13 protein-coding genes are annotated in these 13,717 nt (G+C 62.7%); 3 read left to right on the top strand and 10 right to left on the bottom strand.

Annotation, left to right across the window (positions count from 1 at the left end):
• Positions 1 to 59: 59 nt before the first annotated feature.
• The 6 genes from D6T63_RS03415 to D6T63_RS03390 all read right to left on the bottom strand — a co-directional run bounded on the left by D6T63_RS03415 (position 60) and on the right by D6T63_RS03390 (position 6,286).
• A complete protein-coding gene (locus tag D6T63_RS03415; RefSeq protein ID WP_120147645.1) occupies positions 60 to 1,343 on the bottom strand; it encodes an SAM-dependent methyltransferase in 1,284 nt (427 codons plus the stop codon).
• 643 nt (positions 1,344 to 1,986) lie between these two features.
• The gene (locus D6T63_RS03410; protein ID WP_120147644.1) at positions 1,987 to 2,337 is read right to left on the bottom strand and encodes a histone-like nucleoid-structuring protein Lsr2; all 351 of its coding nucleotides are present in this window, start codon (positions 2,335 to 2,337) and stop codon (positions 1,987 to 1,989) included.
• A 112-nt stretch (positions 2,338 to 2,449) separates the two neighbouring features.
• Positions 2,450 to 2,734, bottom strand: coding sequence for a hypothetical protein (locus D6T63_RS03405; protein WP_120147643.1), 285 nt, complete (start codon positions 2,732 to 2,734; stop codon positions 2,450 to 2,452).
• A 102-nt stretch (positions 2,735 to 2,836) separates the two neighbouring features.
• Positions 2,837 to 3,220, bottom strand: a complete 384-nt coding sequence (locus D6T63_RS03400; protein ID WP_147394295.1) for a DUF6504 family protein — start codon at positions 3,218 to 3,220, stop codon at positions 2,837 to 2,839.
• A 248-nt stretch (positions 3,221 to 3,468) separates the two neighbouring features.
• Positions 3,469 to 5,103 carry an alkaline phosphatase D family protein gene (locus tag D6T63_RS03395; protein WP_120148029.1) on the bottom strand — a complete coding sequence of 545 codons (1,635 nt, stop codon included), beginning with the start codon at positions 5,101 to 5,103 and terminating at the stop codon, positions 3,469 to 3,471.
• A gap of 475 nt (positions 5,104 to 5,578) precedes the next feature.
• Complete coding sequence (locus tag D6T63_RS03390; RefSeq protein WP_268878004.1) at positions 5,579 to 6,286, bottom strand: DUF4386 domain-containing protein; 708 nt, start codon at positions 6,284 to 6,286, stop codon at positions 5,579 to 5,581.
• A gap of 193 nt (positions 6,287 to 6,479) precedes the next feature.
• Here D6T63_RS03390 and D6T63_RS03385 point away from each other — a divergent pair, with 193 nt between their 5' ends.
• Positions 6,480 to 7,154, top strand: a complete 675-nt coding sequence (locus tag D6T63_RS03385; RefSeq protein ID WP_120147640.1) for a TetR/AcrR family transcriptional regulator C-terminal domain-containing protein — start codon at positions 6,480 to 6,482, stop codon at positions 7,152 to 7,154.
• Positions 7,155 to 7,361: 207 nt separating this feature from the next.
• Here the strand turns inward: D6T63_RS03385 and D6T63_RS03380 are convergent, their stop codons facing one another.
• The 4 genes from D6T63_RS03380 to D6T63_RS03365 are packed head-to-tail and all read right to left on the bottom strand — an operon-like array spanning position 7,362 to position 11,792.
• On the bottom strand, positions 7,362 to 8,459 hold the full coding sequence (locus D6T63_RS03380; RefSeq protein WP_235830535.1) for a glycerophosphodiester phosphodiesterase family protein: 1,098 nt from the start codon (positions 8,457 to 8,459) through the stop codon (positions 7,362 to 7,364).
• Positions 8,456 to 9,283 carry an SGNH/GDSL hydrolase family protein gene (locus D6T63_RS03375; RefSeq protein ID WP_120147638.1) on the bottom strand — a complete coding sequence of 276 codons (828 nt, stop codon included), beginning with the start codon at positions 9,281 to 9,283 and terminating at the stop codon, positions 8,456 to 8,458. Before D6T63_RS03375 ends, D6T63_RS03380 begins: the two co-directional genes overlap by 4 nt.
• A gap of 7 nt (positions 9,284 to 9,290) precedes the next feature.
• Complete coding sequence (locus D6T63_RS03370) at positions 9,291 to 10,646, bottom strand: UDP-glucose dehydrogenase family protein (RefSeq protein ID WP_120147637.1); 1,356 nt, start codon at positions 10,644 to 10,646, stop codon at positions 9,291 to 9,293.
• 15 nt (positions 10,647 to 10,661) lie between these two features.
• Positions 10,662 to 11,792, bottom strand: a complete 1,131-nt coding sequence (locus tag D6T63_RS03365; RefSeq protein ID WP_120147636.1) for a glycosyltransferase family 4 protein — start codon at positions 11,790 to 11,792, stop codon at positions 10,662 to 10,664.
• A gap of 310 nt (positions 11,793 to 12,102) precedes the next feature.
• Between D6T63_RS03365 and D6T63_RS03360 the strand changes: the two genes are divergently transcribed.
• Together D6T63_RS03360 and D6T63_RS03355 are read left to right on the top strand one after the other, a co-directional pair.
• Positions 12,103 to 12,741: a hypothetical protein gene (locus D6T63_RS03360; protein ID WP_147394294.1), complete on the top strand. Its 639-nt coding sequence runs from the start codon at positions 12,103 to 12,105 to the stop codon at positions 12,739 to 12,741.
• 352 nt (positions 12,742 to 13,093) lie between these two features.
• Positions 13,094 to 13,714 carry an IS110 family transposase gene (locus D6T63_RS03355; RefSeq protein WP_120147634.1) on the top strand — a complete coding sequence of 207 codons (621 nt, stop codon included), beginning with the start codon at positions 13,094 to 13,096 and terminating at the stop codon, positions 13,712 to 13,714.
• Positions 13,715 to 13,717: the final 3 nt, after the last annotated feature.

Raw genomic sequence — 13,717 nt, 5'->3', positions numbered from 1 at the left:
CGACGCCCAGGGATGTGGAACCGTCCGTTCGGACATGATTTCTCTCTAGCGAGGCCGCTTCACACCCACTCCCCGCGTCGCAACGGCGGATCCTCTCCTCCCGGACGCTGCACCAGCACCTGATTGACGCCGTTCAGCCCCCGCTCGAAGCCGAGGGCACTCGACGCCATGTACAACCGCCACACCCGGGCCCGTCCCTCGCTCGTCAGACGTACCGCCTCGTCCCAGTTCTCCTCGAGGTTGCGCACCCAGGCCCGGAGCGTCAGCGCGTAGTGCTGGCGGAGCGCTTCGACGTCGAGCACTTCCAACCCCGCCGATTCGAGTGCCCCGAGCGTGACGGTGAGGCTGAGCATCTCCCCGTCGGGGAAGACGTAGCGGGGGATGAAGGAGTCCGGATCCGGTGGCATCTCACCTGCATTCCAGGAGATCGCGTGGTTGAGCAGGCGCCCACCGGGACGTAGCAAGCCGTACAGATGGGACGCGTAGGATCCGATGTGGTCTCCGCCGACGTGTTCGGCCATGCCGATCGAGCTGATCGCATCGAACGGACGGTCGTGAACATCGCGGTAGTCCTGAACCCGGATCTCGATGTGATCGGCTAGGCCGGCGGCAGCCACGCGCTCCTGTCCAAGGGCTGCCTGCTCCTTCGAGAGTGTGACACCAACGACGTCGACGCCGTAGTTCTGCGCTGCGTGCAGCGCGAAGCTGCCCCAGCCGCAGCCCACGTCAAGCACCCGCATGCCCGGCCGAAGGCCGAGTTTGCGGCACACCAGGTCGAGCTTCGCCTCCTGGGCTGCGTCCAAGCCGATGTTCTCCTGTTCCCAGACCGCGCAGGAGTAAACCATTGACCGACCGAGCACAAGCGCATAGAACTCGTTGCCGACGTCGTAGTGATGAGAGATCGCGGCGGCGTCCCGCTTCCTGGAATGCTTCCGTCCCGATCGGGTCACGTTCATCTCCTCCGGGGGCGGCGCGGGCGGAAGTCCCAGCGCACCAACCCGGACGTCTGTGTTGAGCAGTGTCATGCGCTCGCCGAAGGTGGGAGGGCGGAAAGCCTTCAGTTCGGCGAACTTGCCCACGGAGCTGAGCGCCGAGAAGCTCTCGAACAGGTCGCCGGGTGCATCGATATCACCGGCGACGTACGCGCGGCTCAACCCGAGCTGATCCGGCGACCACAGCATGTGCCGTAGTCCCCGCCTGGAACGGAACTCGATCACAGGGGCACGGGCGAGTCCTGCTTCTGATCCGTCCCATGCTCGCAGCCTCATCGGCAGCTCCTTGGTGCCCAGGACGATCTCCAACGCGTCGGCCAAGCACGGTGCCACTCCCTTTTTCTTGCCCATGCCTCCCTGTCTACTACGACTTCTTCGTAGGAACCAGAGAACGCCAGGCGACCAGCTCCGCTGCGGCCGTATCCGATGCCTCAAGCTGGCAGCAGCACGTGAGGGCTGCCAAAGGCCTGCGTAACATCAACCGTCGTGATGCCACCTGGCTCCCTGATGCCGCAGGATCCGTTGCCATCTGCTGAGGCACAGCAGAGTCGTCCTGCTGTCGGGACCTGAGGACTGACGCCGCAGGACTGGTCAGCAATCGACTTCGCACGAGGTCCGGAATGACGAGCTGCGCTGCACCGAGTACCTACGCGCCTACTACCGGGTGGCGTGGTGGCTCTCGAGCAGTCCATTCGGAGTATCTCCCCGATCTTCCATGCCCCGGTGCCGAGTGTTTCGGGGGAGTTGAAGCTCAACACCGCCATTGCCCGATAGAGGGTTGCATGCTGTGAGGACTGTCAGGAGAACGACATCGGTAAGCGGCAGTGCGAGGGCTCGTTGCATCTTGTCCTGTTGGAGTGATAAAAACCCACTGTTCCGCCCCAGCCAATCGATTATCTGTCCAGATGCTGCAAGCATGACCCGTGCTGTTACCGGCATAGCGCTCGGCTTTCGCCCATCAGGAATCAGCTACGACACGGGATTCTTCATCCCACTAGTGGGCTTCGTTGTAGGCATCGACGATCGACTTCGTGATACGTCCTCTGGAGTTGGGGTTGTATCCGTTGTCCTTGGCCCACTGGCGGATCTGCTGGGTTTCCTCGCGCTTGGATTGGCTTGTTGAGGAAGTTTCTGGTGAGGGCTGGCGGCCGCCCTGGCCCCGCTTGCCGCGCGTCGACTTCCGGCCCTTTTCCACATACTTGGAGAGGGCTGAGCGCAGCTTTTCCGCGTTTTCGGTGGTGAGGTCGATTTCGTAGTCGGTGCCGTCGACTGCGAATCGCACGGTTTCCTCTGCGGTCTCGCCGTTGAGATCGTCGACCATTTCGACCTGTACACGCTGTGCCATTGTTCTCACTCCTGAAGTGTCCGCTATGAATAAATGATCCCCCTTTAAGGACTCTAGCGCGAATAAATGTTGGGCTGCGCCTGCGCCAATCCTCAAGTGGCCCGATCCACCCTTACGGCTTTTCAGAATCCGGATCTACCGAATTTGTCGGATCGTGTGGAACGGTTGCGATGGAGTTGAGCCATACCCAGCCCTTGCGTTGGATCTTGAAGAGTGGTTCGAGGAATCGGATTTTGACTGCTGTCCTCGTGTAGGCGATTGCGCGTGTCTGGATGCGGATGGCTTTGGAGAGGAAGCGGATCCACGCGTACACCCGTCTCGGTTCCGGGAAGCTCGTGGGATGGCATTTTCCGACGGCGAGTTCGGCCGCGGTGAGCATGATCAGCTCCTCGCGCATCACGAACTCCTCTTGCTTGCTCGTTCATCAGCTTCGCGTAGTGCTTGCCGCGTCTTTTTGAGCCACCCACGACCCGGCACGTGTCTTACCTGCCGCCCGGCCTTAGAACCCGTCGACGCCGGCGACGCGGCGTAGCCGCCAATCCTTCCACCTGGGGTCGGTGCTCATATCGAACTCCAGCACAGGGGACGCCGGGCCGGTCTGGGCCTGGAACCGCCAGAAACGGGTCGTGACCAGGCTGCCCTGCCCGCCCACAGGAGAGCCAAGGGACGAGTCGAGGGCCGGGGTTCTTGGTTCCCACCAGGAACTCGAACTCGACCAGGACACGGGTTCGCCGATGACCTGCCAGATACTGCCCCGCCAGCGCAGCGCCAGGGGTGTCCCGGAGGGTAGGAAACGGACGAACGCGGGCTCGTCCAGCACATGCCACGCAGGCTCCTCGTTCGTGTGTCCTTGTCGTGGTGCGCCTACTGGTTGTGCTGTCATCGTCCGCCGTCCTGGTTCGTCTGCCGTTCCTCGTGCAGGGTTTAAAATAGAACACAGGTTCGATTATTTGGGAAGTCGCCCGCGCGTAACGGGAATCGGTAGCCTCAGCGGCTGGTGTTGAGGGTTAGGGCAGGATGGCGAGACTGTATCCGCCCATGGACGACCCCGACAACACCATGATTCCGGTATCCCGACGAAACACCCCAGCGGTGCGTCGGGCACTGGGTATTTGAGTCTGAGGGCACGTCCTAGTGCTCAGGGGCTAGATTTTGGGTGTAGAGCACTGCGCCGTTGGCGTCGCGGAGGCTCGCACTGAGTGCGCCGTCCTCATCGATGTCCATGTGGCCGAAGAACTGGTTGTCTCCGGTGCGGGGGGATTGATTCGCGAAGGTGCCGGACTTGGCGAAGTCCACTCGGGGTCCGAAGGTGAGGTCCATCGGGCTGGGGCCGAAGGATCCGGCGGAGATGGGTCCGGCAACGAATTCCCAGAAGGGATTGAAGTCTTTGAAGGCTGCCCGGTCCGGGGAGTAGTGGTGCGCTGCGCAGTAGTGCACGTCCGCGGTGACGAAGACGACGTTGCTGACGTTGTTGTCCTTGAATGCTTTCAAGATGCGGGCCAGTTCGAGTTCGCGGCCCAATGGTTCGCCGTCGTCGCGATTGGCCATTGATTCCTGCGCCTGCCCGTCCGGCACGATGATGCCGATGGGTAGGTCGGCGGCGATGACCTTCCAGGTTGCTGTGGAACGGGACACTTCACGGATGAGCCACTGCACCTGGTCCTCGCCGAGCAACGGTGTTTCCTGCGGCTCGAGGCCGGCGGTATTGGGGCTCTTGAAGCTGCGCATATCCAGCGAGAAGACGTCCAGTTGTGGGCCGCGTGCGGTCTTGCGGTAGATACGGGTGGCCTCGAATCCGGTGCCCGGGCGCATCGCGCGCGCGTCTGCGATGGGCATGTACTCCTGCCAGGCTCGTCTGCCGCGTGCGGCAAGCACGTCGACGTCGCGGACTGTGTAGCGGGGGTCGTCGATGATCTCGCCGGGATACCAGTTGTTGTGGGTTTCATGGTCGTCCCACTGGGCGATCACGGGCACGTCGGCGTACATGGCGCGGATGTTGGCATCGCGCATGTTATATCGGTGGCGTCCACGGAACTCGTCCAGAGTCTCGGCGACTTTGTGGACGCCGTCCGTGACGAGGTTGCGCCAGATCTGGCCATCCTGTTCCGTGACGGTTTCCGCGATGGGCCCATCCGCGTAGATGGTGTCGCCGGAGTGGATGAAAAAATCAGGATGGGTGGCGTGCATCGCTGCATAGCCGCGCATGCCGCCGATTTCCTCATTGATGCCCCACCCCTGGCCGGCTGTATCTCCGGTCCAGACGAAGCTTTGGTTTCGACGGCGGGCGGCACGAGCAGGTCCCGTGCCGGTACCGCCACGTCCACTGCCGGGTGCCGTACTGAACGTCCCCTCCCCGGCTTCACTGTGGTTTCCGTCATTGTCTTCGAAGTGAAGGGTCAGATCGAAGCGGGTACCCGGAGGTAGCTGTCCCGCCTGGATCTTTGCGGTGAAGTCGGATTCGGGTGTTGCCCACCCACCCTTGATCACGCGGTCGAAGCTGCCCGAGCCGCGAAGCAGGCGGCCGTCGTCGTCCACGGCGCGTAGCTTGGCGATCAACTGACCGGGCCCGCTAGCCCGGGACCAGAGGATTGCGGAGTTCGGTGTGACGTCCCCGGTGGAGATGCCACTGGGCAGGGACAGGCGCTTGTGCACCAAGGAGATCGGGGACGCCCGCACTGCGGCGTGGGCCGGAGCTGTTCCAGTGACGGCAATGCCGACAGCGGCGGCGGTTCCTTTGACGATCGAGCGGCGTGAGATCGAATTCATGAGGTCCAGCGTGCTCGCGGAGGAACAATGCATCGTGACCAGACAGTGAACGACTGCCCAACTTCCAGCCGGGAGAGAAATCTATGGCCCCGATGCGGGTCCCTAGCAGGTGGTGAAGAGCCTTCCCCGCTCAGCTGTCTCACACGCGCCGGATGCAGGTAGAGGCCACTCTGTAGGAGGGCATGGCTGGTCGGTAGAGTGCATTGGTGTCGCCTATAAGGGCGCTACGCAACAGCAGGGCTGCTGCCGAAGTGGTGGACAGCGAGGTGATCCGCCCATCGCTTCAGTGCAGGAATGGTGTCGGGCATTGCGAGCCCATGGTGTTCGGCGTGTTTCCTGGCGGGGTGGGGGAGCTGCCTTCAGGGCGTAGGTCCGGTTGATGACCGGTACGTAGTTCCCGGAGGGGGTCGTGGTGCCGTCTGGCTAGTCGGCACCGCGATGGTTCGGCTTGATGCCCAGCCACGGTGGCGTGTTGTTAGGCAGGGATCGGTGCTGCCTCTGCAACGTGTGTGTGATCGGTGGAGCGCGGGGTGCGTACGCCGACGATGAGCAGGTATAGGACCATCCAGATCTCGGCGATGATGGGCGTGATGTTCAGGTAGATGAGGATCTGCGTGTGTTCAGGAAGCAGAAACGCGACGACGACATGGATCAGGTAGCTGACCGTGGCTCCGATCAGGACGAAGCCGAGCGCTGTGGGAAACAACTTCGACTTCAGCGCAAGATACCCCAGAGGTGCCAGCCATAGTCCGAAGAAGACCTGCGCGGCTAGGACGGCGTAGTGCTGGATCTCCAGCAAGAGCAGCACGAGCGCCTCTGACCCCAATAACCCGAAAGCGGACGTGTAGGAGTCATCCGTGGCTACCTGGACTGCCGCAAACGTGAAGACGGCACTGACCGAGATGATGCCGGCGGCGACGACCACGGCCAGGACCATCAGGCGGACTGCGTGCTTCCCAGCGTGCTTGAGCAACAGATAGAGCGTCACCGCGGTGAGAAGCAAAAAGACGACATCCGTGAGGTGGGCGACGACACCGAGCCGCATGAGCCCTGGATTGGCCACCACGTTCCCGGCTGTGGCCGCCGCGTCACCTGCAACATAGATGGAGGGATCCACAAATCCCTCGGAGAAGCCTCCCGTGAGGCCTACTGCAAGGTAGAACGCCCCCGCAATCCTCGCCAACCGCTTGCGCGATGCCGGTGGCAACCCTTCCGGTGCCTCCGAAAATAGTCACGCTGCAGCCTTCATGACCGCTTCCTTTCGTGAAGAAACGCGGATCGTCCACGTCGTGCGTACAACGTACATCTGATAGCGTACAAAGTACACAGAAGGATGATTCCGATAGCCTGGGTGTCCTGTTGGAGAGAGGAATGCGATGCCTTCAGAGGCTAGCGAGACAGAAGAGCCGCGCCCACCACTTGGCAGGCAGCGGGTAGTGCGGGCTGCGATCTGCCATGCGGATGCCGGCGGACTGGAGTCGCTCACTATGCGCAAGGTCGCCGGAATGCTGGAGGTCGCACCGATGGCCCTCTACCGCCACGTCCAGAACAGGGACGACCTCATCGATGCGATGATCGACGTCGTTTTCAGCGAAATCGCCCTTCCCCTCGGGAGCACACCTTGGAAAGCAGCGATGCGGGACCGGGCACTGTCGCTGCGCGACGTCCTGGCACGCCACCGTTGGGCGATCGGCCTCATGGAGTCGCGGCGGCATCCCGGACCGGCGAACCTGCGGCATCATGACGCGGTGATCGGCAAGCTTCGGGCCGCAGGCTTTGACGTCGCGATGGTGGCACACGCCTACTCGGTACTCGACGGCTACATCTACGGCTTTGCCCTGACGAGAATGAGCGTCCCATTCGACACCTCGGCCGAGATAGATGCGATGGCCCAGGACATGTTCGAGCCGTTCCCGGCCAACGAATACCCGAACCTGACGGAGTTCGTCACCGACCATGTCCTGAAGCCCGGATATGACTACGCCGAGGAATTCGAGTACGGCCTCGACCTGATCCTGAACGCCCTGGAAGAAGCTTTTCACGCAGTCTGACTCGATCAGGTGCCGTCGAGCAAGGTCCTGTCGTTGCGACCAGCCGGGCTGAAGATCCAGCTTGCGCCCGTCGATGTCTTGCCTATCCAGGGCTGTTGAGTGGTTTGGTAGCCTCCCTGCGATCTAACAGGGCCTCTCGGATACGCTGGCCGATTGCCGTCCCGAGGGTCTTCGGCCATGCTGACCATGAGCAAGTGCGACGGGGACTTAGCCCTTGCTGCCGGGCGCGGAGAATTGCTTGGGCAGTTTCAGTCCACGTTCCTCCATGACCTCGCGCAGCCGGTCGGGTTGATCCGTGATGAGCCCGTCGATGCCCAGGTCCATGAGGAAGCGCATGGTGGCCGGGTCGTCGACGGTCCAGGGAATGACCTCCATCCCGGCGTCGTGCGCACCGGTCACCATTTCCGCGGTGACGTAGGCCCGGTAGCCGGCGTCATCAATGTTTCCTCCCTGCGGGTTGCCGTGTACTGGGGAGATCGCTTCGACGCCCAGTTCATCGGCTAGTGCCACGAGGTTGCCGTCATAGTCGTCAGCGTCCAGGCCTCCCAGCCATGGTGAGGCCCCTGGCTGTCCTACCTGCAGGAAGTCGCCGTTGGTAAGGGCGACTCTCGGGAGGGAGGAATCCAACTCTTCCGCCAGACGAAGCGAACCCCAGTCGAAGCTCTGGATGCTGACCTGATGGCTCATCCGGTGGTGATGGATCTCCTCGATGACAGCGGAGACGAACTGCTCGCGCGGTGCCGTTTGCTCGGGGGCGCCGGCTTCGACCTTGGTCTCGATGTTGAGTTTCACGGTATTCGCCCGGTACTGCTTGACCAGGTTGAACACGTCCGCCAATTCGATCATCGGCCCGGTCGACAGGTGCTGCTCCGGAAACTGCGGAAGCTGCTGGTAGCCGCACTCCAGGGTTTTCACCTGGTCGAGGGTGAGGTTGGTGATGTATTTGCCGACGTACGGGAATTCGGGATCATTGGGGGTCGCGGGGGCGGTATCGCGGCACTTGCCTGCATTGATCTGGCGGTCATGGGTGACCACGACGGCGCCATCGGCTGTGACTTGCGTGTCCAGTTCCAGGGTGGTCACACCGAGCTCGAGTGCGTTGCTGAAACTCGCGAGAGTGCTCTCCGTGTACAGGCTGGTGCCGCCGCGGTGTGCCTGAAGGTCGAAGCGGTCGTCCGGCCGCTCAGCGTGGGCGGGGGCTGCGCTGAACGCTGTTGCAGCGAGGACCAGTGCAGTCGTGGTCAGGGTTGCTGTGCGGGATACACGCATGGAGAGGGATCCTTCGATGGGGGTCGAGTGCGTCATTTGTTGGTTGTGAGGTCGATGGGGCCGGACTTCACCAACCGGCGAAGGCCGCCTCGGGGAGGTACTCGGACCGGCACGGGCCAGCGGGGCTGGAGGTTATCCCCGAGGGTCACGCCCCGGATCTTCCTATGGACGAGGGGCACTATCCAGTCATTCATCCAGCGCCGTTGTGCCCGCTCCCACTGCAACAGGGTCTGCGATTGGGGGGGCTGCCAATCCAGAAGGTTCATCGAGTGCCCCACGCCGAGGATGTCGAGGACCTGGGATGCCAGGTATTTGTGGCCGGCTTTGGACATGTGGAGGCGGTCCGGCGCCCACATACGCGGGTCGCGATATGCCTCGAAGCGCCAATAGTCGACCAGGACGGCGTCGTACTGCTCGGCGATACGGCGGACGCCGTCGTTGTACACATGGTTCCGTCTCCGGAAGACCCGCAGGGCTGGGGTGACGTCGACGTCATAGCCTGTGAAAAGGAGCAGCTTGGCTCCGGTCGTAGAGAGGGCCACAACCATTTCTTCATACTGTCGAAGCACCTCGGTGATGTTCGTTCGAGCGTCGAGAACATCATTTCCGCCGGCATAGAGCGTGATCAGGGTGGGGTTCATGGCCAAGGCCGGTTCCAGTTGTTCGGCCGCGATCTGCCGCAGGCGCTTGCTTCGGATCGCCAGGTTTGCGTACTCCCATCCGGGTTGGTCCTTGGCCAGCTTGTCCGCGACACGGTCGGCCCAGCCGCGCACGCCGTTGGGAAGGTGCTTGTTGGGATCCCCTACGCCCTCGGTGAAGGAATCTCCGAGTGCCACGTACCGGCCGGCCGGCAAAGTCATTTCCGCATCAGATTGCAGCGCTTGCGCCTACGGTGCCTGCCACGCTGTTGCTGCTGGCTCCGCGGCCGATTCCCCTGTACTCCCATCCCGCGGACCGCCAGATGTCCGCCGGTAGGGCGTTGCGTCCATCCAGAACTGCTGTCCGGGATACTACTGATGCGGCGTCGGCGGGGCTGAGCGCACAGAACTCCGGCCATTCGGTCAGCAGGAGTGTGAGTTCGGCGCCCCGCAACGCCTCCAGGGTATCGGCCTCGAAGCGCAACTGCGGGTAGTTCAACCACGCCTTGCGAACAGCCTGCGGGTCGGTGATAGTCACGTCAGCCCCTGACCGCGCCAGCCGAAGCGCGATGTCGATGGACGGTGAATCCCGGACATCGTCGGTGTGCGGCTTGAACGCCGCGCCGAGGACCGTGATCCGGCGTGCCGAAAGGTCCCCACCGCACATGTCCCGTGCCGCGTCATGAATCCGCTGTCGCGCCCCGAAGTTCATGTCATCAACGAGGCCGAGCAACGTCGCCAGGGAGTGCGCACCGGCGTCCTGCGCCTGCGCGCCAAGTGACCGGACATCCTTGGGAAGGCAACCCCCGCCGAATCCGGCCCCCGCGCTCAGGTATCTTCCACCGATGCGGGAATCCAGGCCGAGCGCGTCGGCCAGCGCCGAGACGTCAGCGCCGATCCCGTCGCAAAGCTCGGCGATGCCGTTCATGTAGGAGAGCTTCAGGGCCAGAAAGGCATTCGCCGCCGACTTGGCCAGTTCTGCAGTCTTGAAGCCGGTGACCAGCCGGGGAACGCCCTTGTCGAGGAGCGGCGCGTAGACCTCGTCCAGAACCGTGGACACCCGGACCCCAGCGTCCCCGTCCGCCACCCCGTAGACAAGGCGGTCCGGTTGCAGGGAATCGTCAACGGCGGTGCCCTGGCGGAGGAATTCAGGGTTCCAGGCTAGTTCGGCTCCGGTGCCGGCCAGCAGTCGGAGGAGCGCTGCACTCGTGCCCGCCGGCACGGTCGATTTACCGACGACGACGGAGCCCTCATGGAGGTGCCCGATCAATGCATCGACAGCGGAAAAGACGTGGGTCACGTCCGCATGATGGGTAGTTTTCTGCTGCGGCGTCCCGACGCAAAGGAAGTGGACATCACAGTCGGCTACCTCGACGAAGGCGGAGGTGAACCTGAGGGTGCCGGCATGCCGGCCTGCATCGAGCAGCCGTGCAAGGCCGGGCTCGAAGAACGGCACTCCGCCGTCGGACAGCTGATGGACTTTTGCCTTGTCCGTGTCGACGGCGGTGACGACATGGCCCAGTGCGGACAGGGCGGCCGCGTGCACGGTCCCGAGATAACCGCAACCGATAACAGATATTCTCATGGCGTCTCTCCCGGGTTACAGGCGAAGCAGGGCATGTTCGGAGATGGTTTCTTCGTAGTGCTGGATGAGCGCTTCGCACAGCACCGGCCAGGTTCGTCCCTGCACGCTGGCACAGGCTGCCTGGGAGAACGCGGCACGTTTTGCGTCGTCCCCTACAAGGTCAACCACCTGGCTGCGCAGCTGTGCCAGGTTTCCGGGATGATACAGCCAGCCGGTTCTTGACGAGTCCACCAGGTCGAGGGGGCCACCCCGTCCCGTGGCCACGACGGGAACCCCGGACGCCATCGCCTCCTGGATGGTCTGACAGAAGGTCTCCAGCTCACCGGGATGGATGAAAAGGTCCAGGCTGGCCACAGCGGTTGCCAGTTCCTCCCCGCCGAGGAAGCCGGTGAAATGAGCGCCGGGAAGGGCGGACTCGAGAGCCGGGCGGAGGGGGCCGTCACCGATGATCACCAGATGGCTGTTCTCGATATCCTGAAGCACCCGCAGATCATCGACCTGCTTCTCAGCGGCGAGCCGCCCCACGTACCCGAGAAGTTTCACGCCACGCGGTGCGATGCTCGCCCGGAAAGAATGGCTCCGCTTGCCTGGATGGAACCGGGAGGTGTCCACCCCACGCCGCCACAACTGGACATTGGGGATGCCGCGCACCTCCAGTTGGCGCACGGCCGATGTCGAGGGCGCCAGAGTGCGGGTCGCGCCGCTATGGATGTGTTCGACCCTTTGCCAGGCCCAGCTTTCGAGGAGGGGTAGCCCGTACCGTGCTGCATACCCGGGGATGTCTGTTTGGTAGACCGCCACCACGGGGATGCCGAGGCCCGCGGCTGCGCGCAGTGCACGCCATCCCAACTCGAACGGGGAAGCGAGATGGACGATGTCCGGTGCGAAGGCGGCGAGGATCCTCTTGACCCTGCTGACTCCGCCGACGGCCACCCGCACGCTGCTGTACCCAGCCAATGGAACCGACGTCAACCGCACGACGCGAATACTGGGGTCAAGCCCGGAATCGTCCGGGTCTGCGCTGGACGGCGCGATCACGAGCACCTCATCCCCGCGGTCAACGAAATGGTCGAGCATTCTCTGAATCGAATGAGTGACCCCATTCACAGTAGGCAGGAAGGTCTCGGCGACAATTACAATCCTCACCCGACCACCGTTCCACCCGGTGTTGATCGTCCGGCGGCAGATAAGTATCAGTTCACCGACAAGCTGGTAAACAGGAAACACCGGAGACGCCGAATGAACAGTGCACTGCAGAACGGCACCCACGCCGCACCCCGAGCTTCCTACCGGTCCGGTCCTGGTCGAACCACCACAGAACGCGGTGACCATGAGGAAGCGCCTGCCTTTGCTCGCTCATGGACGAGTGGTGACGGTTGATCAAGGGGTGCGTTCCTCCTTATTACTCGGGATTGCCAAGCATTCGCCGTTCATCCAGGACCTTTACGGTGTCCCCATGACAGACCGCACAAGTACCTGGACCACTCGCATGCGATGGTTGGTCGTTGTCGGCTACGTGGTGTGCTGGGTCATCGGACTTGTCGTCGGTGGTCCGCCGCTTACACCTGACGCTGACTCTGCTGAAGTAACCGATGAGTTCCGTGATTCGCCGACTCACCTCATCTTCGCCATATTTGTACACGGGATCGCTGCGGTCCTACTCGTCGCGCTGGGACGGTCGCTGGCCTCGACCTCAACATCAGGGGGCGTGATCACGTTCGCGGCGGTAGCTGCGATTCTCTCGCTTGTTCAGCTCGCGGGGGAGATTTTTCTGACCATCGGACCAGAGATCAGACTCGCTTCCGTCGTCTGGCAGCTCATTTGTCGAGCCGACGGCGTCAAGATGCTCGTTCTGGCCGGACTCATTGTTCTCGTGCACGGTGGACACTTCCGCGGCCGGCTCACGCTGACGATCGTCTCCGCGGCCGCATCCATCTCGTTGTTGCTCTCGGGGATTGGATACCTGAACCTCAACGCTTTCCTGATGGAGGTGACCACAGCATCACTCCCTCTACTCCTGATCTGGGCTCTCATGGCCACCGCGGAACGAGTATCCGAAATGCCTAGCGCGAAGGTCGCCGGCATCGGCCGCTGAAGGGACCGTCCAAAGGTCTGAGCGGTCCTGCGCCGCGCCCCAGACTGTGGGGCGGGCTGCTCGTTCGTCGCAGTCGATCTGATCTGGCTACGACGTTTTTCGCTGCTGTCCTCATGTTGTTAAGCGGGTGGTTTCCTGGCAGTTGTAGTCTCTGGGCTACCCAGGGGTGGTGGATATGGCTGTTTCTGCTGTGCCGGGCGCTTGTCGTGACGGCCTCGTAGGATTGGCCGCCCGCCGTTCCCGTGATGACGCAATCACTGATTGAGAGCGCGACACAGGATCGCTGGATAAGGGTACGACGGCGCGGAGATCTGCTGGGCGTAACTGGATGCCGAGATGATTGGAAATTGCGATGACACAGGTGTGGGCTGGTATTGATGCTGGCAAAACCCATCACCATTGCGCGGTGATCGATACGGACGGTACCCGCTTGTACTCACAAAGGGTCGCCAACGATGAGAGCGCCCTGCTGAATCTCATCACCGACGTCGCAGGTGTTACTGATGGCAGGGGGGAGGTGGTCTGGGCGGTGGATCTGAACCACGGGAGAGCGGTGTTGCTGATTGCCCTGCTCGTCGCTCATGAACAGCGCCTGCTTTACATTCCATGTCGTACCGCCCATCAGGCGTCCCAGACATCGCGCGGCGATGGGAAGACCGACGCAAAGGACGCGATGGTGATCGCAAACCAGGCACGCATGCGCCGGGATCTGCAACCGTTGCGGGCGGGGGGTGAGGTGAGTGTGAATTCGCGGGTCCTGATTTCCCGTCGGGCAGACAAGGCCGGGGATCGAGGGCGAGCCATCAACCGGTTGCGGACCCAGCTGTCGGAGTACTTCTCCGCCCTCGAGCACGCCTTTGATGGCAGCCGGTTCAAAGCCGCTCTGATGTTGTTGACGGGCGGTTCACTTTACAGTTCAGGTACTCGAAGAACTCGGCGCCGTCGTCGTGCCGGTCACCCTCTCGCAGGCTGAGCA

It is taken from the genome of Arthrobacter cheniae, from assembly GCF_003602275.1.
GTDB lineage: Bacteria > Actinomycetota > Actinomycetes > Actinomycetales > Micrococcaceae > Arthrobacter_D > Arthrobacter_D cheniae.
This window is presented reverse-complemented; position numbering and strand designations above follow the sequence as displayed.

Bases quoted from the DNA above. Each gene is read 5' to 3' on its own strand.
- D6T63_RS03415 (WP_120147645.1), bottom strand. From the start codon at position 1,343: ATGGGCAAGAAAAAGGGAGTGGCACCGTGCTTGGCCGACGCGTTGGAG.
- D6T63_RS03410 (WP_120147644.1), bottom strand. From the start codon at position 2,337: ATGGCACAGCGTGTACAGGTCGAAATGGTCGACGATCTCAACGGCGAG.
- D6T63_RS03405 (WP_120147643.1), bottom strand. From the start codon at position 2,734: ATGCGCGAGGAGCTGATCATGCTCACCGCGGCCGAACTCGCCGTCGGA.
- D6T63_RS03400 (WP_147394295.1), bottom strand. From the start codon at position 3,220: ATGACAGCACAACCAGTAGGCGCACCACGACAAGGACACACGAACGAG.
- D6T63_RS03395 (WP_120148029.1), bottom strand. From the start codon at position 5,103: ATGAATTCGATCTCACGCCGCTCGATCGTCAAAGGAACCGCCGCCGCT.
- D6T63_RS03385 (WP_120147640.1), top strand. From the start codon at position 6,480: ATGCCTTCAGAGGCTAGCGAGACAGAAGAGCCGCGCCCACCACTTGGC.
- D6T63_RS03380 (WP_235830535.1), bottom strand. From the start codon at position 8,459: ATGACGCACTCGACCCCCATCGAAGGATCCCTCTCCATGCGTGTATCC.
- D6T63_RS03375 (WP_120147638.1), bottom strand. From the start codon at position 9,283: ATGACTTTGCCGGCCGGCCGGTACGTGGCACTCGGAGATTCCTTCACC.
- D6T63_RS03370 (WP_120147637.1), bottom strand. From the start codon at position 10,646: ATGAGAATATCTGTTATCGGTTGCGGTTATCTCGGGACCGTGCACGCG.
- D6T63_RS03360 (WP_147394294.1), top strand. From the start codon at position 12,103: ATGACAGACCGCACAAGTACCTGGACCACTCGCATGCGATGGTTGGTC.
- D6T63_RS03355 (WP_120147634.1), top strand. From the start codon at position 13,094: ATGACACAGGTGTGGGCTGGTATTGATGCTGGCAAAACCCATCACCAT.